Here is a 25407-nt window from a genome sequence, read left to right as displayed (position 1 = left end):
CGGGGGAGCCGGGGGACGCATCCGCCGGCCCGGTGGCCCCGGTCCCGGTGGACCCGGCTTGCCGCCCAGGCGAGGGCCGCTCGGCACGACGCTCATGATCCTCGCCGGCCTCGCGATCCTCGGGCTCATGGCCGCGGGCATCCTCACCGACGTGTGGTGGTTCGACTCCGTCGGCTTCCGCGACGTCTTCCTCACCCAGCTCGGCACGCGCGTCCTGCTCTTCGCCGCGGCCTTCGTCCTCACCGCCGGCGCCGTCGGCTCGAGCCTCGTCATCGCCTACCGCTCGCGTCCCCGCCGCATCCTGCCGTCACCGTCGGCGCAGGTCCTCGACCAGTACCGCCAGGTCCTCGACCCGCTGCGCCGGCTCGCGACGGTCGTCATCCCGTCGGTGCTGGGGCTCCTCGCCGGTGCTGCCGCGATGGGTGCCTGGCGCACCTTCCTGCTGTGGCGCAACGCCGTGCCCTTCGGCACCAAGGACCCCCAGTTCGGGCTCGACGTGGGCTTCTTCGTCTTCACGCTGCCGTGGCTGCGGTTCCTCGTCAGCTTCTTCACCGTCGTGCTCCTGCTCGCGCTCCTTGCCGCGGCCTTCACGCACTACGTCTACGGCGGGCTCCAGCTGCCCGGCCGCGGTGACACGACCCGCGCGGCCTTCATCCAGATCGCGACGCTCGCCTCGCTGCTCGCCCTCGTGCGCGCCGCCGCCTACTGGCTCGACCGCTACAACCTCACGACCCACGAGTCCCGGCTCATCACCGGCATCACCTACACCGACGCCAACGCGGTCCTCCCGATCAAGGCCATCCTCGCCGTCGCCACCGTGATGTGCGCCGGCTTCTTCATCGCCTCGATCTGGACCCGCAGCTGGCGCCTGCCGCTCATCGGCGTCGGCCTGCTCACCGTGCTCTCCGTCGTCGCCGGCGGGCTCTACCCCGCGGCCGTGCAGTCGCTCAAGGTGCGCCCGTCGGAGAAGTCGCTCGAGGCCACGTACATCCAGCGCAACATCGACGCCACCCGGGTCGCCTTCGGCATCGACGGCATCGAGAAGACGCCCTACTCCGCGACCACCGACGCCGAGCCCGGGCAGCTGCGCGAGGACGCCGAGACGATCCCGGGCATCCGCCTCGTCGACCCCAACGTCGTCTCGCCGACCTTCCGTCAGTTCGAGGGCCTGCGCCAGTACTACGCCTTCCCCGACATCCTCGACGTGGACCGCTACTCGATCGACGGCAGGAAGAGCGACTCGGTCGTGGCCGTGCGCGAGCTCAACCTCGCGGGCGTCCCGGAGGGACAGCGCAACTGGCTCAACGACCACACCGTCTACACCCACGGGTTCGGCTTCATCGGCGCTTACGGCAACAAGCGCACGAGCGAGGGCGACCCGCAGTTCTTCTCGAGCGGCTTCTCCACCAAGGGCCCGATGGGCGTCGACTACGAGCCGCGCATCTACTTCGGCGAGGAGTCGCCCCGCTACTCCATCGTCGGCGCGCCCGAGGGTGCCACCCCGCGCGAGTTCGACTACCCGGACGACCGCGGCGCGGGCGGCCAGGCCAACAACACCTACGAGGGGAAGGGTGGCGTCGCGATCGGCTCCTTCTTCCGCAAGGTCGCGTATGCCGTGAAGTACCGCGAGCCGAAGTTCCTCCTCTCGGACGCGGTCAACGAGGAGTCGCGGCTCCTCGACCACCGCGGTCCGCGGGAGCGCGTCGAGCGCGTCGCCCCGTTCCTCACCGTCGACGGGAACGCCTACCCGGCGGTCGTCGACGGTCGGGTCACGTGGATCGTCGACGCCTACACGACGACCGCGCGCTACCCCAACAGCAAGCTCACCGACCTCTCGGAGGCGACCTCGGACTCGGTGAGCGAGCGCTCGTCGAGCGTCGTCGTCGCGGGGTCGGAGCAGGTCAACTACATCCGCAACTCGGTCAAGGCCACGGTCGACGCCTACGACGGCCAGGTCAAGCTCTACGGCTGGGACACCAAGGACCCGATCCTCAAGGCATGGAGCAAGGCGTTTCCGGGCGCGGTGTCGCCGATGTCCGAGATGTCCGCGCAGCTCATGAGCCACGTCCGCTACCCGCAGGACCTCTTCAAGGTCCAGCGGCAGCTGCTCTCGAGCTACCACGTCACCGACGCCAACTCGTTCTACGGCGGTGGCGACTTCTGGCGGGTCCCCAAGGACCCGACCCACGCCACGCAGGACCAGCCGGTCTACTACCAGTCGCTGGCGATGCCCGACCAGTCCGCCCCGGCGTTCTCGCTCACGACGACGTTCATCCCCTCCGGCTCCGGCCGCGAGATCCTCCGCGGGTTCCTCGCCGTCGACTCCGACGCCGGCTCGACGGCCGGCAAGCCCGCCGGGTCCTACGGCTCGATGCGCCTGCTCGAGCTGCCACGCAACTCGGCCGTCGACGGGCCGGGCCAGGTCCAGAACCAGATCGAGGTCTCCACCGCCCGGTCGCAGAGTCCGAGCGAACCGCTCAACCTCAGCCAGTTCATCGCCCAGAACCGGCAGTCGGGCAAGCAGCTCACCTACGGCAACCTGCTCACCCTGCCGGTCGGCGAGGGTCTGCTCTATGTCCAGCCGATGTACGTCCAGGCCTCGCGAGAGGGCGGGTCGTTCCCGCAGAACAAGGCGACCGTCGCCGTCTTCGGCAAGCGCATCGCCTGGGGAGAGACCCTCGACCAGGCGCTCGACGGGCTCTTCGGCGGCAACTCGGGCGCGAGCGCCGGCGACAGCGGTTCGGACTCCGGGGGCACGCCACCCACGACCGGTGGCCAGACGCCGAGCCAGACACCGAGCATCCAGCTCGCCGCGATCATCCGTGAGATCGAGGCGGCGAACACCGCGGGTCAGGCGGCGCTCAAGAAGGGTGACTTCGCGGCATACGGCGAGGCCCAGAAGGACCTTCAGGACGCGATCGCCCGTGCGGCCGCGATCAGCCCGCAGCTGGCGACGCCGAGCCCGAGCGGCTCGGCGACACCGACGCCCACGCCGTCGCCGTCCCCCTGACGGCAGCGACACCCGGCACCCGAGACCTCGGCACCGCCGCGCTCACCACCGGTGGGCGCGGCGGTTCTCGATGGTGAGCCGGTCGAGGGCGGCGGGTTGAGGCGGAGGAGGTCCCGGATCCCGAAGGCGAGGGTCGGTGGACGCGATCCCGTGCAGTCCCGCCCGGTCCACATGGCGCCATCGTGCCCCCGCGCCTTCCTCGACGGGTCGGACGGTGTGCGGACCCTGCAACCATGCGGTCCGGCGGGGAAGCCCCACCTCGATTTGGTCCCTCGGTCGTGGTCACGTAACCTAGGGGTACCGAGCGACCGCAAGGTCCTCACTCGACGCGGGGTGGAGCAGCTCGGTAGCTCGCCGGGCTCATAACCCGGAGGTCGCAGGTTCAAATCCTGCCCCCGCTACCACGCAGAACCGACAGGAACCCCGGACCCACAGGTCCGGGGTTCCTGCGTTGCCGGGTGCCGGCCGTCGAGGGTCTCAGACCCCGGTGCCGGTGCCTCCGGCGCCGCCCGTGCGCGGCGGCTCGTCGAGGATGATGGCGTCGTCCACCCTCGTGTCGGGATCGAGAGTGGTCTCGGGGGCGGTCGTCGTCTCCGTCACGGGCGGCTGGGTCGCCTCGATGGAGCCTTCGGTCGTGGCTCCCGCGTCCTCCGTCTCGTCGGAGGACCCTCCGGAGCCCGACGTCCTCGTGGCCGCAGCGGCCGCGACTCCGGCTGCGGCGATGCCGGCAGCGCCGGCGACCTTGGCCGTGCCCGACAGGCCGGCCTTGCCGCTGTCGCCCTGTGACGTGGCGCTCTCGACGCCCGGTGTGCCGACGGTGGTGCCCTCGACGTCGCCGCGCCAGGCGCCCGTCTCGGACATGCGGCCCTCGATGAAGGTCTTGAAGGACTCGACATCCTTCTCCGCCTGGCGCTCGATGACGTTGACAGCGTCACCGGCCTTCTCGATGAGGCCCTCCGGCTCGTACTCGAGCTCCAACCTGACCTGGGTCTGCCCGGCGCCGACGGGGGAGAAGTAGACCGCACCGGCGTTGGTCGCACCCTGGGTGGCAGCCCACGCGATCTTCTCGTCCTGACGCTGTTCGAGGATGGTGGCGTCCCACTCGCGCCTGACGCCCGCGATCTCGGCGACCCAGTGCAGGCGCTTGTCATCGAGCTGCTGCACCTCCTGCACGCCGCCCATGAACTTCGGGAACTCCTCGAACTGGGTCCACTGGTTGTAGGCCATCTCGACCGGGACGTCGACGGTGACACTCTTCTCGACCTTGGTCGTCATCGTTCCTCCTTCTGGCGAGGCGCCGGAGCGCTCTCGCGGACGGGCTGTGTGGGTGACGGTCCCTGCCCCCTCAGCGCCCAACCAAACCTTCTCGACGACGGAAAAGCCCGACGACGACGGCACGACGCCCAGGAACAACCTGGCTCGGCGGGTGGTTAGGATGAAGTGAGATGGAGCGAGCCCCACGGGCTCGACCAGCGGTCGACAAAGGCGGGTCGTCATGGACGGCCCGCCGATTTTGTCAGTGGTGGGCCGGAGAGGTCACCCGACCACTTTCGAGGAGGCACAGCATGGCCACGCACAGGGTCGTCGTCATCGGTTCCGGCTTCGGCGGGCTCTTCGGCACGCAGGCACTGCGTCGCCGCAAGGACGTCGAGGTCACCCTCGTCGCCAAGACGACCCACCACCTGTTCCAGCCGCTGCTCTACCAGGTGGCGACCGGCATCCTCTCCGAGGGCGCGATCTCGCCGAGCACGCGTGAGATCCTCGCCCGCCAGAAGAACGCCCGCGTCATCCTCGGCACGGTCGTCGCGATCGACCTCGATGCCAAGACCGTGACGAGCGAGGTGCTCGGCCGCGAGACGGTGACACCCTTCGACACCCTGCTCGTGGCGGCGGGCGCCGGGCAGTCCTACTTCGGCAACGACCAGTTCGCCGAGTACGCACCGGGAATGAAGAGCATCGACGACGCCCTCGAGCTGCGTGGCCGCATCTTCGGCTCCTTCGAGTGGGCCGAGCTCGCCACCGCACCGGCCGAGCGCGACCGCTACCTCACCTTCGTCGTCGTCGGAGCCGGTCCCACCGGTGTCGAGATGGCCGGCCAGATCGCCGAGCTCGCGCACCGCACCCTGAGGCGCGACTTCCGCGCCATCGACACCCGGCAGGCGCGCATCATCCTGCTCGACGCCGCGCCCAAGGTGCTGCCGTCCTTCGGCGACCGGCTCGGAGGCGACGCCCGCGAGCGGCTCACGAAGATGGGTGTCGAGGTCGTGCTCGGCACCAAGGTCGTCGGCGTCGACTCCACCGGCATCGACATCGAGACGCCCGAGGGCACCCGCGACCGCATCGAGTCGGCGACCAAGGTCTGGGCCGCCGGTGTCCAGGCCTCCGAGCTGGGCGTGATGCTCGCCGAGCAGTCCGAGGCCGAGCTCGACCGCGCCGGACGCATCATGGTCAACCCCGACCTCACCCTGCCCGGGCGCCCCGACGTCTACGTCGTCGGCGACATGGCTGCCCTCGACAACCTGCCGGGTGTGGCCCAGGTGGCCATCCAAGGAGCCCGCTACGCCGCGAAGCACCTCAAGGCCCGCCTCGACGGCAAGCCCGCTCCCGAGAAGTTCTCCTACTTCGACAAGGGCTCGATGGCCACGATCTCGCGCTTCAGCGCGGTCGCGAGCGTCGGCAAGCTCCGCTTCTCCGGGTTCCTCGCCTGGGTGCTGTGGCTCGCGATCCACATCGTCTACCTCATCGGCTTCAAGCAGCGGATCACGACGCTGCTGCACTGGATGGTGAGCTTCATCGGCCGCGGCCGCTCGGAGCGCACGGTGACGGCGCAGCAGATCCTCGCCCGCAACATCATCCGCGGCATCCCGCCGGAGGACCTGCCGAAGCTGCCCGTGGTCGAGTCCGACCACGCTCCAGCCGCAGAGCCGCGCACCGACGACGCGGCCGAGGTCGAGCGCGTCGGCTGAGCGGACGGCATACGGGCCCGTCAGGGCCACCCCCCTCTGCCACGCCAGCCGGGAGCCCGGCGGCACGTAGGGTGGCGCCATGCCGCTCGACTACCCGGTCCACGAGCGCACTCTGCCCAACGGGCTGCGTGTCGTCGTCTCGCCGGACCCCAGCGTCCCCAACGTCACGGTCAACATCTGGGTGGGCGTCGGCTCACGCCACGAGTCCCCGGGGCGCACGGGCTTCGCGCACCTCTTCGAGCACCTCATGTTCCAGGGCTCGCGCAGCGTCAGGAGCGGGGAGCACTTCGAGGCGCTCATGAGCCAGGGCGGCCGGCTCAACGCGACGACGTGGTTCGACCGCACCAACTACTTCGAGACCGTGCCCAAGGGTGCCCTCGAGCTCGCGCTCTGGCTCGAGGCCGACCGCCACGGTCACCTCCTCGATGCCGTGACGCAGGCCAACCTCGACAACCAGCGCGACGTCGTCAAGGAGGAGAAGCGCCAGCGCTACGACAACCAGCCCTACGGCAACGCGCTCATCGACGTCTACGCCGCGACCTTCCCCGAGGGGCACCCCTACCACCACCCGACGATCGGCTCGATGGAGGACCTCGACGCCGCCAGCCTCGACGACGTCCACGCGTTCTTCCGTCGGCACTACGCCCCCGGCAACACCGTCCTCACCCTCTGCGGTGACGTCACCCCGGAGGACGGGTTCGCCCTCGTGGAGCGCTATTTCGGCGCCATCGAGCCGCGGGAGGAGGACCGTCGCGATCGGGTCGAGCACCTCTCGCCCCTCGTCGAGCCCGTGCGCGTCGAACGGCGCGAGGACGTCCCCAACGACCGGCTCCACATCGCCTTCCGGCTGCCCGTGGACGAGACCCCCGAGTTCGACGCCGCGAGCCTCGCGCTCGACGCGCTGGGAGGGCTCGCCTCGTCGCGCCTCGTCCGCCGGCTGGTCCGCCAGGAGCAGAAGGCCCTCGGTGTGCACGCGACCTCGTGGGGCTTCGTCGACGGTGTCTCGCTCGGTTTCTTCGTCCTCGACGTGGCCGACGAGTCCGACACCGAGGAGGTCGAGGCGGTGCTCGTCGAGGAGCTCGAGCGGTTCGCCGTCGAGGGTCCGACCGAGGCCGAGATGGACGCCGCGCTCGCCCAGGCCGAGCGGTCCTGGCTGTCGATGCTCGCGAGCCAGGAGGAGAGGGCCGACGCCCTGTCCCACTACGCGTCGCTCCACGGCGACCCCCGGCTCGTCAACACCCACCTCGACCGGCTGCGAGCCGTGACGCCCGAACAGGTGCGCGAGGCCGCGGCGGTCTGGCTGCGCCCGGAGAGCAGGGCCGTGGTCGCCTACCGCGGTGACGTCGAGACGGAGGAGGTCGCATGAGCGCCGGAACCGTGGCCCGCCCCGAGGTCGCCCCACCCGAACCGTGGGCCTTCCCGGTCCCCGACGAGTCGGTGACGGAGAACGGCATACGCCTTCTCTCGTATGCCGTCCCCGGCCAGTACGTCGTGTCGCTCCGTCTCGTCGTGCCGCTCTCGCTCACCGACGAGCCGGCAGACCGCGAGGGCGTCGCCGCCATGACCGCACGGCTCCTCGACGAGGGTACGGCCCGGCACTCCAGCGAGGAGTTCGCCGAGCTCATGGAGCGCACCGGCATGGCACTCGGCGCCTCGGTCACCGACGGGGGACTGAGCGTCGACGTCGACGTGCCGCAGCGGCTCCTGCCGCAGGCGCTCGACCTTCTTCGCCAGGCCCTGTCCGAGCCGGCCTTCCCGGAGTCCGAGGTCCGCCGGATCCTGCGGAGCAGGCTGGCCGAGATCGAGCAGGAGCGCGCCTCCGCCCCGCACCGTGCGGCGCGTGAGCTGAGCGCCACCCTCTGGGCTCCGACCGAGCGCGCCTCGCGCCCCGCCGCGGGCCGTCCGGAGACCATCTCGGCGATGGGGCGCGACGACGTCGTCGACTTCCACCGCCGCCACGTCGGGCCGAGCGGCGCCACGCTCGTCGTCGCCGGCGACCTCGACGGTGTCGACGTCGTGTCGTTGGTCGAGGAGACCCTGGGCCAGTGGGTCAACCCCGACCACGTCGGCGCGACCCCACCCCGAGCGCCCCGACCGGCAGGGGGAGGCCGCCGGGTCGTCCTCGTCAACCGCCCGGGATCGGTCCAGAGCGAGCTCACCGTCGCTGCACCCGGACCGGACCGGTCGGTCGCCACCGGGTGGGCGCCCTACCCCGTCCTCAGCTTCGTCGTCGGCGGGTCGCCGAGCGCCCGCGTCGACGCGGTGCTGCGCGAGGACAAGGGCTACACCTACGGCCTCCGCTCGGCGTTCCGGCCGAGGGCCCGCGGTGGGTCCTTCGTCACCGCCGGGTCGGTGCGCGCGGACTCGACCATCGACGCCCTGCGACTCCTCGTCGAGATCCTCGACCGGGCACGAGACGGGTTCTCCGAGAGCGAGATCCGCGGTGGCGTCGACTACGTCGTCCAGACCGCCCCCGGTCGCTACGCCACCGCAGACGCGGTCGCGGACGAGGCCTCGGCGCTCGCTCTCGAAGGGCTCCCGCTCGACTTCCAGACGACGACACTCGCCGCGATGCGCGAGCTCGACGAAGAACGGTTGAGGACGGCATACGCCGAGGTCGCGACGGGGGAGTGGGTCGTCGTCGTCGTCGGTGACGCGGCGAGCCTCCGTGAGGGCATCGAGGGCCTGGGCCTGGGGCCGGTGACGGTCGTCCCCAACTGAGGTCCGTCAGGCCCGCGGTCAGAGGCCGATGCGGCCGAGCACCTCATCGTGGAGGAGGCCGTTGGTCGCCACCGCGTTGCCGCCGAAGGGGCCGTCCTCACCCTTGAGCGAGGTGAAGCGGCCGCCGGCCTCGGTGACGATCGGCACGAGCGCGACCATGTCGTGGAGCCCGAGCTCGGGCTCGGCGGCGATGTCGACCGCGCCCTCGGCGAGGAGCATGTAGGACCAGAAGTCGCCGTAGGCGCGCTCGCGCCAGCAGTCGCGGGCGAGGTCGAGGACTGCCTCCTGGCGACCCACCGCCTCCCACGACGTCGCGGAGCTGTAGGACAGCGATGCATCCTCGAGCCGCGAGACCTTCGAGACCGAGATGCGTGACGCGGAGGTGAGGCTGCGCCCGGCCCAGGCCCCGCTGCCGAGGGCCGCCCACCAGCGGCGGTTGAGGGCCGGCGCGGCGACGAGGCCGAGGACCGGCTGCCCGTTGTCGATGAGCCCGATGAGCGTCGCCCAGACCGGCACGCCGCGGACGAAGTTGTGGGTGCCGTCGATGGGGTCGATGACCCACTGGCGTGGCCCGTGTCCCGTGGGCTCCATCTCCTCGCCGATGACTGCGTCACGAGGGCGGGTGCGCTTGAGCTGGGAGCGGACGAGCTCCTCGGCGCTGCGGTCGGCGTCGCTGACGAGTGTGAGGTCGGGCTTGGCCTCGACGTGGAGGTCCTCGGAACGGAAGCGGGACACCGTCACCCGCTCGACGGCGTCCGCGAGGACATGGGCGAGTCGCAGGTCGTCGTCGTAGGTCGGCACGTCCGTCACCGTAGCCCCTCGGGACGGTCACAATCGGGTCTCGGGTCGGTCACGCCCCTCCCGGATGCCGCCGATGTGGTCTTACATGGGGACCGCGTGCCTTCCAGGGCATGCGGGGGCCACCCGACCGGGTCCGGCTCTCACTTGATGTCCGTTCACTTTCCCTGGGACGGATCGACACGTAGGAGGACATCCATGCGAGGAACCACTCGCACGGTGGCCGTTGCCGGTATCTCGGCAGCAGCGCTGCTGCTCGCCGGTTGTGGTGGCGGCAGCGACGAGGGCGGCGACACGACCGACACCGCTGCCAAGACCGGTGGCGCCATCACCGTCCGCGGTTGCAACCCCGAGAACCCCCTGATCGCGGGCAACACGTCCGAGACGTGTGGCGGCAACGTTCTCGACGTCGTGACGGCCAAGCTCGTCAAGTACAACGTCGACACCGCCGCTCCCGAGAACGACATCGCTGAGTCGATCGAGACCTCGGACAACCAGACCTTCACGGTCAAGCTCAAGAAGGACTACAAGTTCCACGACGGCACCGTCGTCAAGGCCAAGAACTTCGTCGACGCCTGGAACTACACCGCTTACGGCCCCAACGCCCAGCTCGGCTCCTACTTCTTCGAGCCCATCGAGGGCTACGGCGACCTCCAGTCGGAGGACCCGGACGGCGAGGAGGGCCCGCAGAAGGCTCCCGAGCCCAAGGCCAAGGAGATGACCGGCCTCAAGGTCGTCGACGACACGACCTTCACCATCAAGACGACGGAGAAGGTCTCGAACCTCCCGGTGCGTCTCGGTTACACCGCGTTCTCGCCGCAGCCCGACGCCTTCTTCGCCGACCCCAAGACGTTCGGTGACAAGCCGATCGCGGCCGGCCCCTACAAGGTCGACAGCTGGACCAAGAACGCCGAGATCAAGCTCTCGAAGTTCGCCGACTACAGCGGCGACAAGAAGGGCAACCTCGACAGCATCACGTTCAAGATCTACCAGGACAGCAACGCGGCCTACGCCGACGTCCAGGCGAACCAGCTCGACGTGACCGACGAGGTCCCGGCCAGCGCCCAGATCGACGACAAGTACAAGACCGACCTTCCGGACCGCAACCTCCAGAAGCCGGTCGGTGTCATCCAGACGATCACCACGGCCCCGGCCAAGGTGGACCCGAACTACGGTCCCGAGGTCCGCAAGGCCATCTCCATGGCGATCAACCGCGAGGCCATCATCAAGGCCATCTTCAACGGCTCGCGTGAGCCCGCGACCGGCTGGGTCTCCCCGGTCGTCGACGGCTACAAGGCCGACGTCTGTGGCGAGTTCTGCAAGTACGACCCGGCCAAGGCCAAGGAGCAGCTCGCGAAGGCCGGCGGCTTCAAGGGCGGCAAGATCACCCTCTCCTACAACGCTGACGCGTCGCACAAGGAGTGGACCGAGGCCACCTGCAACAGCATCAAGCAGGCTCTCGGTGTCGACTGTGTCGCCACCCCGGTGGTCGACTTCTCCACCTTCCGGACCCAGATCCACGACCGGAAGATGAAGGGCATGTTCCGCACCGGCTGGCAGATGGACTACCCGTCGATCGAGAACTTCCTCGCGCCGCTCTACGGCACGGGCGCCTCGTCCAACGACGGTGACTTCTCCGACCCGGAGTTCGACGCCAAGCTCAAGGAGGCCGCTGCGGCCACCGACCCCGCCGAGGCGAACAAGCTCTACCAGGAGGCCGAGGCCATCATCGCCAAGGACATGGCCACCATCCCGCTGTGGTACTCGACGGCCACCTTCGGCTGGTCCGACAAGGTCACCAACGTCAAGTCCACGCCGTTCGGTGTCCCGGACTACGCGAGCATCTCGCTGAAGTGACCCCCACACGTCGGGTGAGCATCTGACCCGGCAAGAGCAGGCTGTCGGCCTGCCGGCACTCGCCGGCAGGCCGACAGCATGCCGGAAGTACATTTCCCCTCGGGGCACCCTGGCCCCACCGGAGCCGCGACGCTGCCTGAGCGCTTCTCGCGTCAGGTATGTTGCAGTTCTGCCGGCTACACCAAGCCAACCCCAACTTCTCGAGATGAGCGCACGCCGTCTCGTCGTGCCCCTCCGCCACCGCGGACTGGGCCGCAAGTGACCCAGGAGGTGACATGGGCAAGTACATCGTCAGGCGGCTGTTGCAGATGATCCCAGTGGTGCTGGGAGCAACCTTCATCATCTTCGCCATGGTCTTCGCCCTGCCCGGAGACCCGACCGCAGGCAAGTGTGGTGAGCGCCCGTGCTCGCCGGAGTACGTCGCGAAGTTCCGCGAGGAGCACAACCTCAACGACCCGCTGCCCGTGCAGTACGGCAAGTACCTCGGCAAGTTCGTCCAGGGGGACCTGGGCACGAACTTCTACGGCATCCCCGTCAAGGAGGACCTCGCCCAGCGCTACACGATCACCGGTCGGCTCGCGCTCATGGCGATCGCCTTCGAGGCGGTGATCGGCATCCTCGCCGGAGTGCTGGCCGGAGTGCGCAAGGGGAGGTTCATCGACAACCTCGTCACCGTGAGCACCCTCTTCGTCATCTCCATCCCCGTCTTCGTCATCGGCGTGCTGCTGCAGTACCTCTTCGGCATCAAGTGGGGGATCTTCCCTGCCACCGTGCCCAGCCTCGAGGCGCCCACGAGCTCGCTCATCCTGCCCGCGTTCGTCCTCGGCTCCCTCTCCATCGCCTACGTCGCGCGCCTCACGAGGACCAACCTCGTCGAGAACCTGCGCGCGGACTACGTGCGCACCGCCGCCGCGAAGGGCCTCAAGAAGTCCCGCGCCGTCGGCGTGCACACGCTGCGCAACTCGCTCATCCCCGTCGTCACCTTCATCGGTGCAGACTTCGGCGGACTCCTCGGTGGGGCCATCGTGACCGAGCGCATCTTCAACATCCAGGGAGTGGGTGGCTACATCTGGAAGGGCATCAACTCCCGCGACGGTGTCGCCGTCGTCTCCGCGGTGACCGTGCTCGTCATCGTGTACCTGCTCGTCAACCTGCTCGTCGACCTTCTCTACGGCGTGCTCGACCCGAGGATCAGCCATGACTGACTCCCTTGCCGTCAGCGTCCAGCCCACGGTTGGCGACGACGTGGGCGAGGCCCGCTCGCTCGCGCAGGACGCGTGGCGCTCCCTGCGCAAGAACAAGCTGTTCTGGGTCTCGGTCGCGCTCATCACGGTCTTCGTGCTCATGGCCGTCTGGCCCTCGCTCTTCACCAAGACCGACCCGACCTTCGGCGACATCAACAACGTGCGCGCGAAGCCCAACGGCGACGCGTGGTTCGGAACCGACACCCAGGGCTACGACATCTTCGCCCGCACCATCTACGGTGCGCGGGCGTCGATCATCGTCGGCATCCTCACGTCGCTGACGACGCTGCTCGTCGGTGGTGCGGTCGGCATCATCGCCGGCTTCTACGGTGGGTGGCTCGACGCGCTCGTCTCGCGGATCACCGACATCTTCTTCGCGATCCCGCTGCTCCTCGGCGGCATCCTCTTCATGTCGAGCTTCCCCAACAACCCGCAGACGACGCCGTACTTCCTCATCGTCGGCAAGGTCGTGCTCACCCTGACGATCTTCGGCTGGCCCTCGATCGCGCGACTCATGCGCTCGAGCGTCCTGCAGGTCAAGCCCAACGAGTACGTCCTCGCGGCGCGCGCGCTCGGTGCGAGCCCGTGGCGGATCATCCGGTCACACATCCTCCCCAACGCCCTGGCCCCCGCGATCGTCGTCTCGACGATCAACCTCGGCGCCTACATCGTGGCGGAGGCGACCCTGTCGTTCCTCGGCATCGGACTCACGCCGCCGGCGATCTCGTGGGGCGTGGCCATCAGCGACGCGCTCGTGGCCGTGCGCACCTACCCGCACATCCTTCTCTTCCCCAGTCTGTTCCTCAGCCTCGCGGTCCTGGCGTTCATCCTGCTCGGCGATGCCGTGCGCGACGCCTTCGACCCGAAGTCTCGATGAGCAGGAAGGCAGCTCAGTGACCACCACCACCAAGTCAGTGGCGCCCGCCTCGGCCTACAAGCCCGACTCCGACGGACGCCTCCTCCAGGTCGACGACCTCTTCGTCGAGTTCCACACGGCGGAGGGTGTCGCCAAAGCCATCAACGGCGTGTCGTTCGACCTCCGCCAGGGCGAGACCCTGGCCATCCTCGGCGAGTCCGGCTCGGGCAAGTCCGTGACCGCGCAGGCGATCATGGGCATCCTCGACATGCCGCCGGCCGTCATCCCGTCCGGAGCCATCCGCTACTGCGGCCAGGACCTGCTCACCATGCCTGAGGAGCAGCGTCGCAAGATGCGCGGTCCCGAGATCTCGATGATCTTCCAGGACGCGCTCAGCTCGCTCAACCCGACCTTCCCGGTCGGGTGGCAGATTGGCGAGATGTTCCGCCAGCACCGTGGGATGAACAAGTCCGACAGCTACGCCCAGGCCATCCGCCTCATGGAGCGCGTCGCCATCCCGGCGGCCAAGGAGCGGGTCAAGCAGTACCCGCACCAGTTCTCGGGCGGCATGCGCCAGCGCATCATGATCGCGATGGCGATCGCGCTCGACCCGGCAGTCCTCATCGCCGACGAGCCGACCACCGCCCTCGACGTCACCGTCCAGGCGCAGATCATGGCCCTGCTCGCTGAGCTCCAGGAGGAGCGTCAGATGGGCCTCATCCTCATCACCCACGACCTCGGTGTCGTGGCCGACGTCGCCGACCGCGCCTCCGTCATGTATGCCGGTCGCATCGTCGCGCAGGCGGAGATCGAGGACCTCTACGCCCGTCCCGCCCACCCCTACACCCGGGGTCTGCTCGAGTCGATCCCGCGCCTCGACCAGAAGGGCCAGACCCTCGCCGCGATCGGTGGCCTGCCACCGAACCTCACCCGGATTCCCCCGGGCTGCACGTTCAACCCGCGGTGCCGCATGGCGCAGGACATCTGCCGCACCGAGGAGCCCGCCCTGCGCGTCATCGGCAACCAGGAGTCGCGCTGCCACTTCGCCGAGGAGGTCCTCAATGGCTGACGTCATTCTCAAGGCCGACAACCTCTACAAGCACTACCCGATCAAGGGTGGTGTGCTCCGTACGACGACGGGTCACGTCAAGGCCGTCGACGGGGTCTCGTTCGAGCTCCAGCGCGGTGAGACCCTCGGCATCGTCGGCGAGTCCGGTTGTGGCAAGTCGACCCTCGGCCGCGTGCTCATGCGCCTCGAGGAGCCCACGTCGGGGACCGTGAACTTCGACGGCGTCGACATGTACTCACAGAGTGGCTCGGCGATGCGCAAGCTCCGCCGCGACATCCAGATCGTGTTCCAGGACCCCTACACGTCGCTCAACCCGCGCAAGACGGTCGGCGACATCATCGGGGAGCCCTTCGAGATCCACCCCGACGTCGTGCCGAAGGGTGGCCGCAAGAAGGGCGTCCAGGAGCTCCTCGAGATGGTGGGCCTCAACCCCGAGCACATCAACCGCTACCCGCACCAGTTCTCGGGCGGCCAGCGCCAGCGCATCGGCATCGCCCGCGGCATCGCGCTGCGGCCCAAGGTGCTCATCTGCGACGAGCCGGTCTCCGCGCTCGACGTCTCGGTCCAGGCTCAGGTCATCAACCTCATGGAGAAGCTGCAGGACGAGCTCGGGCTCTCCTACATCTTCATCGCGCACGACCTCTCCGTCGTCCGGCACATCTCCGACCGTGTCGGTGTCATGTACCTCGGGCGCATGGTCGAGCTCGGCACCGAGGAGGAGATCTACCAGCGACCGACGCACCCCTACACGCAGGCGCTGCTGTCCGCCGTCCCGGTCCCGGACCCGACGATGCGCGGCAAGCGTGAGCAGATCGTGCTCACCGGCGACGTGCCCTCGCCGGCGAACCCGCCGTCGGGCTGCCGGTTCCACACGCGCTGCTTCAAGGCGCAGGACCGCTGCAAGGTCGACGATCCCGAGCTCATCCCGCGTCCCGACGGCGTCGCCGAGCACCGCTCGGCCTGCCTCTTCGCCGAGCCGCGGGTCATCGTCGAGACGGTCGACGTCACCGACGTCGAGCCGGACGAGCGCTTCGCCAGCACCGACGTCATCGACCTCGATGCCTTCGCCGAGGACGACGGCGTCCTGCCGGCCGATGCCGCGTCGGTGCAGCAGGGCTCTCGGGTCGTGGGTGAGTCGGAGGGTCCGATGGACCGGCCCGCCGACAACACGCGCCTCGTCGACGACGAGCCGGCCGAGCACCGCGACCCCCGGGTCTGACCGGGCGCCGCACGAGCGGTCATCCCACCGACAGGGCCCCGGCGGACATCGTCCGTCGGGGCCCTGTCGGTGGGTCGGACCTGCTCAGTCGCCCTTCTCGGGTGTGCGCGCACGCAGCAGCCGGCGCAGCGACTCCAGTCGCGAGGCGCCGGCGGGGCCGGCGTGACCCTCGGCGACCCAGGCGTCGAGGGCGCACTCCTCCTCGTCGTGGCTGCAGCCGCGCGGGCACTCGTCGGTCCCCGCCTCGAGGTCGGGGAAGTGGGTGATGATCCGCTCGGGGTCGACGTGAGCGAGACCGAACGAGCGGATGCCGGGGGTGTCGATGACCCAGCCGTCGCCTCCGGGCAGCCGAAGCGCCACCGCGGAGGTGCTCGTATGCCTTCCACGCCCGGTGACGTCGTTGACGACGCCGGTGGCCCGGAGCGCATCGGGCACGAGGGCGTTGACGAGGGTCGACTTGCCGACGCCGGAGTGCCCGACGAGGACGCTGACCCGTCCGCGGAGAGCGTCCCGCAGGCCGTCGAGGCCGTCGGTGCCGCCCGGGCCCCGCGTCGCCGTGACGACGGCCGGCACCGCGAGCGGGGCGTAGCTGCCGAGGAACGGCCCGGGGTCGGCGAGGTCGGCCTTGGTCAGGGCCAGCAGGGGTGACATGCCGGCGTCGTAAGCCGCCACGAGGCACCGGTCGATGAGGCGTGGGCGCGGCTCGGGGTTGGCCAGGGCGGAGACGACGACGAGCTGATCGGCGTTCGCGACGATGACCCGCTCGACGGGGTCGGTGTCGTCCGCGGTGCGGCGCAGCAGGGTCCGCCGCGGCTCGACCCGCACGATGCGGGCAAGGGCGTCGGGGCTGCCTGAGATGTCGCCGACGAGCGCGACGTCGTCACCGACGACGATGCCCTTGCGCCCGAGCTCGCGGGCGCGCATCGCGAGGACGACGCGCTCGTCGGCGTCGGCGTCGCCCACGAGGACGGTGTAGCGGCCCCGGTCGACCGCAGTCACCATGCCGGGCACGGCGTCGAGGTGCGCAGGTCGGTCCTTGGACCGCGGGCGGCTGTTTCGCTTGTTGGGCCGGATCCGGACGTCCGACTCGTCGTAGTCGCGGGCGGAGCGGGCCATCAGGCGGTGCGGCCCTGTGCCGCGGTCTCGCCCAGCATCGCCGTCCACAGGTCGACGAAGGTCGGCAGCGTCTTGGCGACCGTCCCCGGGTCCTCGAGGACGAGGCCGGGAACGGCGAGGCCGAGGACGGCGCCCGCCATGACCATGCGGTGGTCGCCGTAGGTGGCGAACCGCCCGGGGGAGAGCGGCCGGGGGACGATGTGGAGCCCGTCCTCGGTCTCGTCGACGTCGACGCCGAGGGCGCCGAGCTCACGGGCGAGGGCGGCGAGCCGGTCGGTCTCGTGGCCGCGGATGTGAGCGACGCCGCGGATGCGGGTCGGCCCGTCGGCGAGTGCGGCGAGCGCCGCGACGACGGGCGTGAGCTCGCTGGCGTCGTGGAGATCGAGGTCGACGCCGGTGAAGCCGTCGACGGCGCTCACGGTGAGCCCGTCGCGGGCGAGGACGACGTCGGCCCCCATCTCGTCGAGGATGTCGCGGATGTCGTCGCCGGCCTGGGTCGTGTACTGCGGCCAGCCGGGGACACGCACGCGGCCACGTGTGACGAGGGCGGCGGCGAGGAACGGCGCGGCGTTGGAGAGGTCGGGCTCGACCTGCACGTCGAGGGGGTTGAGCGGCCCGGGCTCCACACGCCACGTGTCCGGTTCACCGTCGTCGACGTCGGCGCCCACGTCGCGCAGCGCCTCGACCGTCATCTCGATGTGCGGCTGGCTGGGCACCGGGGGGCCCTCGTGGCGGATCGTCACACCGTCGTCGTAGTGCGCCCCGGACAGCAGCAGGGCCGAGACGAACTGCGAGGAGGCGGACGCGTCGAGGGTCACGTCGCCGCCGCGGACGGCGCCCCGGCCGCGCACCGTGAAGGGAAGGGTGCCTCGCCCGTCGTCGGCGACGTCGACGCCGAGAACGCGCAGCGCGCCGAGCGCCGGCCCCATCGGACGGGTTCGTGCGTGCTCGTCACCGTCGAAGGAGACGTCACCGTCGACGAGGGCGGCGAGCGGTGGGACGAAGCGCATGACGGTGCCGGCCAGACCACAGTCGACGTGCGCACCCCCTCGGGCGGTCCCGGGGGTGACGAGCCAGTCTCCGTCGTCGACGTCCTCGACGGCCGTGCCGAGCGCACGCACCGCGTCGGCCATGAGCAGGGTGTCACGCGAACGCAGGGGAGCGCGGAGCCGGGAGACGCCACCGGCGCGGGCCGCGAGGACGAGGAAGCGGTTGGTCAGCGACTTGCTGCCGGGAAGCTCGACGGTGGCGTCGACCGGTCCCTCGGCGGCCGGGCAGGTCCAGTCAGGTGAGGGCATTCTGCGCCTGGGCCGCCTTGAGTCGAGCCTCGCGCCGGGCGGCCCGGGCGGCGTGCCGGGCCTCGCGCTTGGTCGTGTGCACGGTGCGCTGCGCACTGGCCCCGGCCTTGCGGGCGCGGTAGGCCAGGCTCGGGCGCCCGTCGGTGTCGACGGCGGCGAGGAGGAGACCACCGAGCAGGCCGAGGTTCTTGAGGAACTGCACCTTCTGCTGGGCGCGCCTCTGCGGGTCCGACTCGTTCCAGAAGGGGTGGGCCGCAAGGGTGGTGGGGATGAGCGTGCCTGCGAGCACCGTCGACGCGACGCGCGGGACGTGGCCCGTGGCGAGCAGGGCGCCGCCGCCGACCATGGCGACCCCGTTGGCGCGCACGAGCATCTCGGGGTCGTCGGGCAGGCCCGCTCTCTTGGCCTGGTCGAGCACCGGCCGGGCGGCCTTGGCCTTCGCGCCGGGGTGCTTCAGCTGGTCGAGCCCACCAACGACGAACATGGCGGCGAGCATGGGACGGGCAACACGACGCACGAGGGACATGCGTCCTCCTCACGGGTGAACGGATCGTGGACCTGCTCCTACCGTAGTTGGTGGTCTCGTCTCCGTGTCGTTGCGTGTCAGCGCCGCTGCGTAGATTGGAGGCATGTGCGGGCGCTACGCGGCCACGGCCAACCCTGACGAGCTGACCCTCGAGTTCGAGGTCGACGAGGACCGCACGGCCGACCCCGGGCGCAGCGTCCTCGCCAACCCTCAGTCGCCGCCCGCGGGCACTCCCGACCACAACATGGCGCCGACCAAGCAGGCGCCGGTCGTCCTCACCCGCACCGCGAGGGGCGAGGAGGAGGCCGCACCCACGCGCCAGCTGAGGCTGCTCACGTGGGGGCTCGTCCCCAGCTGGTCCAAGGACCCGAAGGCCGGCGTGAGGATGATCAACGCCCGTGCAGAGTCGGTCCTCGAGAAGCCCGCCTACGCCAAGGCCGCAGCCCGTCGCCGGTGCCTCGTCCCGGCCCGTGGGTGGTTCGAGTGGCAGGTGTCGCCGACCGCCACCGACGCCAAGGGCAAGCCGCTCAAGCAGCCCTTCTTCACCTCGCGCGACGACGGCGCGAGCTGCGCGTTCGCCGGCCTCTACGAGTTCTGGCGTGATCCTGCGGTCGCCGACAACGACGACCCCGACGCATGGCTCACCACCTTCACGATCCTCACGACCGAGGCCGAACCCGGTCTCGACCGGATCCACGACCGCCAGCCGCTCGTCCTCGAGCCGGGGCAGTGGGCCGACTGGCTCGACCCCGAGCTCACCGACCCGGGGCACGTGGCCGACCTCCTGCGCGGCGGACCGCCGGGACGCTTCACGGCATACCCCGTCTCGCGGGCGGTGAGCAGCAACCGTTCCAACGGCCCGCAGCTCCTCGACCCGCTGCCCGAGTCGGAGCTCCGCGGGGTCGTCGACCCGATGACCGGCGAGATCGTCGGGGGAGCGTCGTGACGACGCGGCGGCTGGTCGAGGTCGAGACCCCGCTCGGCCCGGCGCACGCGCACGTCGAGCGCCCGGTCCGGGCTCTCGGCACCGTCGTCCTCACCCACGGCGCCAGCGGTCGGCTCACCGGCGGCGACCTCCTCGCCGTGCGAGACGGGCTCGTCGCCGCCGGGTGGGCGGTCGCGTTCGTCCAGCAGGCGTGGGGCGTCGCAGGACGCCGTATGCCGCCGCGCCCGGTGCCGCAGGACGAGGCCTGGCTCCCCGTGGTCCAGGCCTTGCAGTCAGGCCGGGGACGGCTCCCCGGGCCGCTCGTCCTGTCGGGCAAGAGCAACGGCGCGCGGGTCGCCTGCCGCACCGCGGCCGACCTCGCGGCCGACGGCGTGCTGTGCCTCTCGTTCCCGCTCCACCCGCCGGGCCGCCCCGAGGTGTCCCGCGCCGACGAGCTCCGCCTGCCTCTCGAGGCCGGCATCGCCCTGCACGTCGTGCAGGGCGAGAGCGACCCGTTCGGGAGCCCCGGTGAGGTGCGTGCGGAGCTGGATGACCCGGCATACGTCACGGCCGTCAAGGGCGAGCACACGATCCGGGCGACGGGCCCGCTCGTCGAGGCCGCCCGCGCGTTCGTCGCGACGCTCGGCTAGCCGGCGCTGAGCATGCCGCCGGCCGCCTCGGGGGCCGAGGCGTCGTCCGGGTCCTCCTGCGGCTCACGGGCGAGGTGCTCCTCGACCTGGAACCAGTCGTCGCCGGCGCGCTCGGTGATCGTGAGCAGCGTCTTCATCGAGGCGACCTCCTCGACCTGCTCCTTGAGGAACCACAGCATGAACTGCTCGCTGAGGACGTCGCCCTCGGCGCGGGCAGCGCGGAAGAGGGCCTCGCACTGCTCGGTGACCTTCTGCTCCTGCGCATAGGCGAGGGCGATGGGCTCGGCCGGCTTGTCGAACGCGTTGCGCACCGGGTCGACGCCGGGGACCTCGACGCTCCAGTCGCGGTCGAGCATGTAGCGGACCATCATCATCGCGTGGTTGCGCTCCTCGACGCTCTGCGCGTAGAAGCGCTCCGCGAGGCGGGGGAGGTCGAGGTCGTCGAACCACACGGCGATGGCGATGTACTGCTGGCTGGCGGTGAACTCGTGGCGCACCTGCTCACCGAGGAGGGTGACGAAGGTGGGCTCGGGTCGAATGCGCATGAGCGAACGGTACTCAGGCTGGGAATGGCGGCGCCCACGGGCCTGTTGACTCGTGCGTCCTCGTGCCACTCCGGTGGCGCACCCCGTGTCGAGAGGCCTGCCCGTGCTGGTGCTGCACACGACGTCCCCCGCCGAAACGGGTCTAGGCTGGAGTGCGATGACGACACCACAGACGACATCGGACGAGACGACCGTCGACGTCGCGACCGAGACCCCGGCCGAGCGCCAGGCCCGCTTCGAGGCCGAGGCGCTTCCCCTCCTCGACCAGCTCTACGCCGCGGCGCTGCGCACCACGCGCAACCCCGCCGACGCTGAGGACCTGCTCCAGGAGACCTACGCGAAGGCGTTCGCGGCCTTCCACCAGTACAGGCCCGGGACCAACCTGCGTGCCTGGATGTACCGCATCCTCACCAACACCTACATCAACACCTACCGCAAGAAGCAGCGTGAGCCCCAGCAGTCCGACGCGGCCGACGTCGAGGACTACCAGCTCGTGCGCGCCGAGTCGCACACGAGCTCGGGCCTGAAGTCCGCCGAGGCAGAGGCGCTCGACCACCTGCCGGACTCCGAGATCAAGCGGGCCCTGCAGGACCTGCCCGAGGACTTCCGGATGGCTGTCTACCTCGCCGACGTCGAGGGCTTCGCCTACAAGGAGATCGCCGAGATCATGGGCACCCCCATCGGTACGGTGATGTCGCGACTGCACCGTGGACGGCGCCAGCTGCGCGAGATGTTGACCGAGTACGCCGCCGAGCGCGGCTTCGGCAAGGAGGTCTCGTCATGAACGAGAGTCACCACGACGTCGCGGACCCCGGCTCGACGTCACACGGCGAGTCGCACGCGGAGTGCTCCGAGGTCCTGCACCGCATCTACGAGTATCTCGACGGCGAGATGCAGCCGGCCGACGTCGCCCGGGTCGCGCAGCACCTCGAGGCGTGCGGGCCGTGCCTGAGCGAGCACGACCTCGACCGCGCGGTCAAGGAGGCCGTGAGGCGATCGAGCGTCTCCGACCAGGCCTGTCCCGACTCGCTGCGGGTGCAAATCGTCCAGCGGATCACGATGGTCCGGCTCGAGCTCGACGGCTGAACGACCTACGAGGGAGTGGCCCGTTCGGGCCGGTCACCGCTCGGGCGCGCCGAAGGGGCGACCACCAACTGGTGGTCGCCCCTTCGACGTCTGCTGCGCTGTGCTCAGGCGTTGGGCTTGCGGCCGTGGTTGGCCTTGTTGCCCTTGCGCGAGCGACGCTTGCGGGCGCGCTTGCTCATGGGAGCTCCTCGAGATCGGGGGTGAGGGCGTGACGCGAGGGCCGAACGGGCCCTCACAAATCACTCGTCTGCTCCATTGTCGCACACGTGACCCCAGTGGGAGACTAGACTGTTGTGACTAGCCGGCTTCCCTGGTCGGCTCTCAGAAAGGTCTTCCCATGCGCACTCTCCGTCTCGTCGTCGCGGCCGCCGTCGTCGCTGCCGTCGCCGCCCTCGGCGCCAACGCCGCCCAGGCCGAGGCCGCCCCGTCCCGTGGCACCGTCATCCAGCTCGACGGCTGGCAGTGGTAAGCCACATCCTCCTCGAGTGATGCCGGAGTCGTCGACTCCGTTGCTGGCGCGGTACGGCACGCCGATCTACATCGGCGTGACCGTACTCGGCGCCGTGGGTCTGGCCCTGGTGTGCCACCACCTCTACGGGTGGCCTCCCAACTGGGTCGCGCTCGGCCTACTGGCGTTCATCGGGGCACTGACCTGGTGGCTGCCGTCGACGTCGAGTGACGGGCTCATCCATTTCACCGCCGACAACGTCGTCGTCCTGGCCGCGATCCCGATCGTGGGCCCGGTCGGCGCCGGTGTCGTCGGCCTCGTCATGGCCGCTCTGGCGCGCCGTCGTATCGCCCTGCATCGACGCGTGTTCAACATGGCCATGGCGTCCGCGTCTGCGATGGTCGGAGGCATTGCCTACGACCTCGCGGGCGGGTCGCTCGAGGTGGGCGAGCTCCACGGCGTCATGCCGTTGATCCTCCACGTCGGCCTGCCGATCGTCGTGGCCGACGCGGCCAACCTGCTCGCCAACGCGGTCATCGTCGCGGGCGTCATCCGGCTGTCCGCCGGCGTGCCGTTCCGACTCCAGCTGCTCGACATGCTCACGAGCTCTGGCCTGACCCAGTTCGCCTACGGCGTCGTCGCGTTCGTCGTCATCGTCATGTGGCTGCCCGGCGACCTCGGTCCGGTCGCCGTCCTCGTCGGCCTGGCCCCACTGGCCGGTGCCCGCTGGGCCCTGCTCCAGTACGGCGAGGAGCGCGAGGCGCGTGAGCGCGCGCTCGGCGCCCTCGTCGCCGCGATCGAGACCCGTGCGCCCGAGCTCGAAGGTCACAGCGCCCGGGTCTCCGCCATGGCGGCGGGCATGGCGCAGGAGCTCGGGCTGCGACCCAAGGAGGTCGCCGACGTCCGCACCGCCGGGTTGCTCCACGACCTCGGCACCGTCGTCGTCGCCCCGGGCCAGGAGGGCCCGGACCACGAGCGGAGCGCGGTCCTGCGCGGTGCGGCCATGCTCCAGGACCTGCCCTTCCTCACCGGCGCCTCGGCCGTCCTCGAGCAGGTCGCGCATGCCGGCCCCCACCAGGCGGCTCCCACGCTCGCCGCAGAGGTCGTCCGGGTCGCGGACGACTTCGACCTCCTCATGCACGGTGACGGGCTCGGCTCGGCCGAGGCCATGGAGCTGCTGCGCTCTCGGCCGACCATGGTGGAGGGCGACCGCGTCCTCGCCGCCCTGTCCCGGACCCAGCGCCCCCACGACGATGGAGCGGGGCCCGGCCCGCTGGTGGCCCCGTGAGCCGTCACCGCCTCGAGTCCCTCGTGCTCGGTCTCGGCGGCCTGACCCTGCTGTGGTCGGTCGTCAGTGCCAGCGACGAGTTCCTCGGCGCGCTCGGACAGCACTCCGTCGTCGTCGTGGCCTTCCTCCTCGCCATCACCATCGGTGAGCTCTTCCGGGTCGGTATGCCGTCCGGCCGGATCGCTGCCCCCGTCGCCACCGGCTCGGGCATCGCCCTCGCCGTGCTCGGTCCCGTCTGGGGCCACGAGGTCTTCGACGTCCCCGCCGGTGTGGTCACCCTCGTCGTGGCGGCCGGTCTCGGGCTGGCGCAGGTCCTGCGGGCGCTCATGAGGCGTCCGACGCAGTGGTACCTCGTCGCCGCCCGCACCGTCGGCGTCGCCATCACCGCGGCCCTCATGCGGATGGGCTTCATCGACGGCGCGGGCGTCTGGGCCTGGCAGCTCGACACCGAGCGCGAGGCCTGGCTCATCGCCGTCGTCATGATGGGTGCGGCCGCCGCCGGGCTCTACGCCGACATCGTGCTCACCGCGCTCGTCCAGTCCGAGCGGTGGGAGCTGCCCGCCGCGACGACGCTGCGCGACGAGCTCGGCGAGGCGCAGGCGCTCACGGTCGGTGTCATCGCCGCCGGCCCGCTCGTCGCCTTCCTCGCCCCGGTCATCGGCCTGGCCGCGCTCCCGCTCGGCCTGCTGCCGATGGTCCTCACCTACGTCGCGGTCCGCCGCTACGCCGCCAACCGCGCGACCTACCGCCAGACGATCGCGGCCCTCTCGCGGCTCACCGAGGCGGCGGGCTACACACCGGCCGGCCACGCCTCGCGAGTCGCCGCCCGATCCGTGGCCATCGCGCGCTCCATGGGCCTGCACGCCGACGAGATCCAGCAGCTCGAGTACGCCGCGCTGCTCCACGACCTCGGCCAGGTCGGCCTGCGGTCTCCCATCCCCGACGGTGCCACCGTCCTCGCCGCCCCGGACGACCAGCGCCGCATCGCCTCAGAGGGGGCGCGCATCGTGCGTCGCACCGAGGTCCTCGACAACGTCGCCGACCTCATGGAGCGGCAGACGACGCCCTTCCGGCACGTCCGCGAGTGGGGCGAGGAGGTCCCGCTCGCGAGCCGGATCATCAAGGTCGCCAACGCCTTCGACGACTTCTCGCACGGTCGGGCCGACGACCCCTCCGTCGAGGCCGCGCTCGAGCGCATCCACCTCGGGCTCGGCTACGAGTACGACCCCGAGGTCGTCGAGGCCCTCATCCGCACCATCCCCGCACCGACCGCGCTCAGCCTGCGGTGAGCGGACGGCATACGAGAGGGCCCCGAGCGCGACGTGCGCCGGGGCCCTCTCGCTCGTGCCGCGAAGGGGTCAGCCCTTCTTGGTCTCCTTGAAGATCGCGTCGATCTCGTCGATCTTCGCGAGCAGCTCGTCGGCCTTGCCGGCGTCGAGCTCACCCTTCGTGCCCGAGGCACCGGCCAGCTTGGTGGCCTCGTTGAAGAGGGTGTGGAGGTTGGGGTACTTCTCGAAGTGCGGCGCCTTGAAGTAGTCGGTCCAGAGCACCCACAGGTGGTGCTTGACGAGCTCGGAGCGCTGCTCCTTGATGAGGATGGCGCGGGTGCGGAAGTCCGGGTCGTCGTTGTCGGCCACCTTGGCGATGATCGCCTTGATCGACTCCGCCTCGATGCGGGCCTGGGCGGGGTCATAGACACCGCAGGGCAGGTCGCAGTGGGCGCTGACGTCGGTGACGCTGAAGAGTGCGGGGAAGCGCATGAACGGTCCCTTTCGTTGGGCGGGT

At 70.4% G+C, this 25407-nt stretch carries 24 protein-coding genes and 1 tRNA gene; 17 read left to right on the top strand and 8 right to left on the bottom strand.

Annotated features, from left to right (window positions below):
* Positions 1-58: 58 nt before the first annotated feature.
* Both ACOJV7_RS02595 and ACOJV7_RS02590 read left to right on the top strand, forming a co-directional pair.
* Positions 59-3010 (top strand): UPF0182 family membrane protein, encoded by a 2952-nt coding sequence (locus tag ACOJV7_RS02595; protein WP_420188601.1) that lies wholly within the window; start codon positions 59-61, stop codon positions 3008-3010.
* 327 nt (positions 3011-3337) lie between these two features.
* Positions 3338-3414: transfer RNA gene (locus ACOJV7_RS02590), tRNA-Met, on the top strand.
* 73 nt (positions 3415-3487) lie between these two features.
* On the opposite strand, the gene ACOJV7_RS02585 is transcribed toward ACOJV7_RS02590, so the two are convergent.
* Complete coding sequence (locus ACOJV7_RS02585; protein WP_420188600.1) at positions 3488-4285, bottom strand: SRPBCC family protein; 798 nt, start codon at positions 4283-4285, stop codon at positions 3488-3490.
* A 290-nt stretch (positions 4286-4575) separates the two neighbouring features.
* On the opposite strand from ACOJV7_RS02585, the gene ACOJV7_RS02580 reads away from it, so the two are divergent.
* From ACOJV7_RS02580 to ACOJV7_RS02570, 3 genes are all read left to right on the top strand, one after another.
* On the top strand, positions 4576-5976 hold the full coding sequence (locus tag ACOJV7_RS02580; RefSeq protein ID WP_420188599.1) for an NAD(P)/FAD-dependent oxidoreductase: 1401 nt from the start codon (positions 4576-4578) through the stop codon (positions 5974-5976).
* A gap of 79 nt (positions 5977-6055) precedes the next feature.
* Positions 6056-7342 carry a M16 family metallopeptidase gene (locus ACOJV7_RS02575; RefSeq protein WP_420188598.1) on the top strand — a complete coding sequence of 429 codons (1287 nt, stop codon included), beginning with the start codon at positions 6056-6058 and terminating at the stop codon, positions 7340-7342.
* Entirely contained in the window at positions 7339-8697 is a 1359-nt protein-coding gene (locus tag ACOJV7_RS02570; protein ID WP_420188597.1) for a M16 family metallopeptidase, read from the top strand. Before ACOJV7_RS02575 ends, ACOJV7_RS02570 begins: the two co-directional genes overlap by 4 nt.
* A gap of 18 nt (positions 8698-8715) precedes the next feature.
* On the opposite strand, the gene hisN is transcribed toward ACOJV7_RS02570, so the two are convergent.
* The gene (gene hisN / locus ACOJV7_RS02565) at positions 8716-9498 is read right to left on the bottom strand and encodes a histidinol-phosphatase (RefSeq protein WP_420188596.1); all 783 of its coding nucleotides are present in this window, start codon (positions 9496-9498) and stop codon (positions 8716-8718) included.
* A gap of 195 nt (positions 9499-9693) precedes the next feature.
* Between hisN and ACOJV7_RS02560 the strand changes: the two genes are divergently transcribed.
* The 5 genes from ACOJV7_RS02560 to ACOJV7_RS02540 all read left to right on the top strand — a co-directional run bounded on the left by ACOJV7_RS02560 (position 9694) and on the right by ACOJV7_RS02540 (position 15740).
* Complete coding sequence (locus ACOJV7_RS02560) at positions 9694-11352, top strand: peptide ABC transporter substrate-binding protein (RefSeq protein ID WP_420188595.1); 1659 nt, start codon at positions 9694-9696, stop codon at positions 11350-11352.
* A 275-nt stretch (positions 11353-11627) separates the two neighbouring features.
* Positions 11628-12557: an ABC transporter permease gene (locus ACOJV7_RS02555; protein WP_420188594.1), complete on the top strand. Its 930-nt coding sequence runs from the start codon at positions 11628-11630 to the stop codon at positions 12555-12557.
* Entirely contained in the window at positions 12550-13473 is a 924-nt protein-coding gene (locus ACOJV7_RS02550) for an ABC transporter permease (protein WP_420188593.1), read from the top strand. Before ACOJV7_RS02555 ends, ACOJV7_RS02550 begins: the two co-directional genes overlap by 8 nt.
* A 16-nt stretch (positions 13474-13489) precedes the next feature.
* Positions 13490-14521: an ABC transporter ATP-binding protein gene (locus tag ACOJV7_RS02545; protein WP_420188592.1), complete on the top strand. Its 1032-nt coding sequence runs from the start codon at positions 13490-13492 to the stop codon at positions 14519-14521.
* Positions 14514-15740, top strand: coding sequence for an ABC transporter ATP-binding protein (locus tag ACOJV7_RS02540; protein ID WP_420188591.1), 1227 nt, complete (start codon positions 14514-14516; stop codon positions 15738-15740). Before ACOJV7_RS02545 ends, ACOJV7_RS02540 begins: the two co-directional genes overlap by 8 nt.
* 84 nt (positions 15741-15824) lie before the next feature.
* Here the strand turns inward: ACOJV7_RS02540 and rsgA are convergent, their stop codons facing one another.
* The 3 genes from rsgA to ACOJV7_RS02525 are packed head-to-tail and all read right to left on the bottom strand — an operon-like array spanning position 15825 to position 18680.
* A complete protein-coding gene (gene rsgA, locus ACOJV7_RS02535; protein WP_420188590.1) occupies positions 15825-16856 on the bottom strand; it encodes a ribosome small subunit-dependent GTPase A in 1032 nt (343 codons plus the stop codon).
* A complete protein-coding gene (gene aroA, locus ACOJV7_RS02530; protein ID WP_420188589.1) occupies positions 16856-18154 on the bottom strand; it encodes a 3-phosphoshikimate 1-carboxyvinyltransferase in 1299 nt (432 codons plus the stop codon). The genes rsgA and aroA overlap by 1 nt, the downstream gene beginning before the upstream one ends.
* Entirely contained in the window at positions 18141-18680 is a 540-nt protein-coding gene (locus ACOJV7_RS02525) for a DoxX family protein (RefSeq protein ID WP_420188588.1), read from the bottom strand. The genes aroA and ACOJV7_RS02525 overlap by 14 nt, the downstream gene beginning before the upstream one ends.
* Before the next feature lie 103 nt (positions 18681-18783).
* Between ACOJV7_RS02525 and ACOJV7_RS02520 the strand changes: the two genes are divergently transcribed.
* Together ACOJV7_RS02520 and ACOJV7_RS02515 are read left to right on the top strand one after the other, a co-directional pair.
* The gene (locus ACOJV7_RS02520; protein WP_420188587.1) at positions 18784-19626 is read left to right on the top strand and encodes an SOS response-associated peptidase; all 843 of its coding nucleotides are present in this window, start codon (positions 18784-18786) and stop codon (positions 19624-19626) included.
* The gene (locus ACOJV7_RS02515) at positions 19623-20255 is read left to right on the top strand and encodes an alpha/beta hydrolase family protein (RefSeq protein ID WP_420188586.1); all 633 of its coding nucleotides are present in this window, start codon (positions 19623-19625) and stop codon (positions 20253-20255) included. Before ACOJV7_RS02520 ends, ACOJV7_RS02515 begins: the two co-directional genes overlap by 4 nt.
* On the opposite strand, the gene ACOJV7_RS02510 is transcribed toward ACOJV7_RS02515, so the two are convergent.
* Positions 20252-20800, bottom strand: a complete 549-nt coding sequence (locus tag ACOJV7_RS02510) for a ferritin (protein ID WP_420188585.1) — start codon at positions 20798-20800, stop codon at positions 20252-20254. The genes ACOJV7_RS02515 and ACOJV7_RS02510 overlap by 4 nt on opposite strands.
* A gap of 157 nt (positions 20801-20957) precedes the next feature.
* On the opposite strand from ACOJV7_RS02510, the gene ACOJV7_RS02505 reads away from it, so the two are divergent.
* Both ACOJV7_RS02505 and rsrA read left to right on the top strand, forming a co-directional pair.
* Positions 20958-21584, top strand: a complete 627-nt coding sequence (locus tag ACOJV7_RS02505) for a sigma-70 family RNA polymerase sigma factor (protein ID WP_420188584.1) — start codon at positions 20958-20960, stop codon at positions 21582-21584.
* Complete coding sequence (gene rsrA, locus ACOJV7_RS02500) at positions 21581-21886, top strand: mycothiol system anti-sigma-R factor (protein WP_420188583.1); 306 nt, start codon at positions 21581-21583, stop codon at positions 21884-21886. Before ACOJV7_RS02505 ends, rsrA begins: the two co-directional genes overlap by 4 nt.
* A gap of 104 nt (positions 21887-21990) precedes the next feature.
* Here the strand turns inward: rsrA and ACOJV7_RS02495 are convergent, their stop codons facing one another.
* The gene (locus ACOJV7_RS02495; protein ID WP_009775747.1) at positions 21991-22065 is read right to left on the bottom strand and encodes a 50S ribosomal protein bL37; all 75 of its coding nucleotides are present in this window, start codon (positions 22063-22065) and stop codon (positions 21991-21993) included.
* 158 nt (positions 22066-22223) lie between these two features.
* On the opposite strand from ACOJV7_RS02495, the gene ACOJV7_RS02490 reads away from it, so the two are divergent.
* The 3 genes from ACOJV7_RS02490 to ACOJV7_RS02480 are packed head-to-tail and all read left to right on the top strand — an operon-like array spanning position 22224 to position 24911.
* Complete coding sequence (locus ACOJV7_RS02490) at positions 22224-22355, top strand: hypothetical protein (protein WP_420188582.1); 132 nt, start codon at positions 22224-22226, stop codon at positions 22353-22355.
* A 19-nt stretch (positions 22356-22374) separates the two neighbouring features.
* Complete coding sequence (locus ACOJV7_RS02485; RefSeq protein ID WP_420190365.1) at positions 22375-23622, top strand: HD-GYP domain-containing protein; 1248 nt, start codon at positions 22375-22377, stop codon at positions 23620-23622.
* Positions 23619-24911: an HD-GYP domain-containing protein gene (locus ACOJV7_RS02480; protein ID WP_420188581.1), complete on the top strand. Its 1293-nt coding sequence runs from the start codon at positions 23619-23621 to the stop codon at positions 24909-24911. Before ACOJV7_RS02485 ends, ACOJV7_RS02480 begins: the two co-directional genes overlap by 4 nt.
* A gap of 69 nt (positions 24912-24980) precedes the next feature.
* On the opposite strand, the gene sodN is transcribed toward ACOJV7_RS02480, so the two are convergent.
* Positions 24981-25382, bottom strand: a complete 402-nt coding sequence (gene sodN / locus ACOJV7_RS02475; RefSeq protein ID WP_420188580.1) for a superoxide dismutase, Ni — start codon at positions 25380-25382, stop codon at positions 24981-24983.
* Between the last annotated feature and the right edge of the window lie 25 nt (positions 25383-25407).

The sequence above is a fragment of the Knoellia tibetensis genome (assembly GCF_048606415.1).
Classification (GTDB): domain Bacteria; phylum Actinomycetota; class Actinomycetes; order Actinomycetales; family Dermatophilaceae; genus Knoellia; species Knoellia tibetensis.
This window is presented reverse-complemented; position numbering and strand designations above follow the sequence as displayed.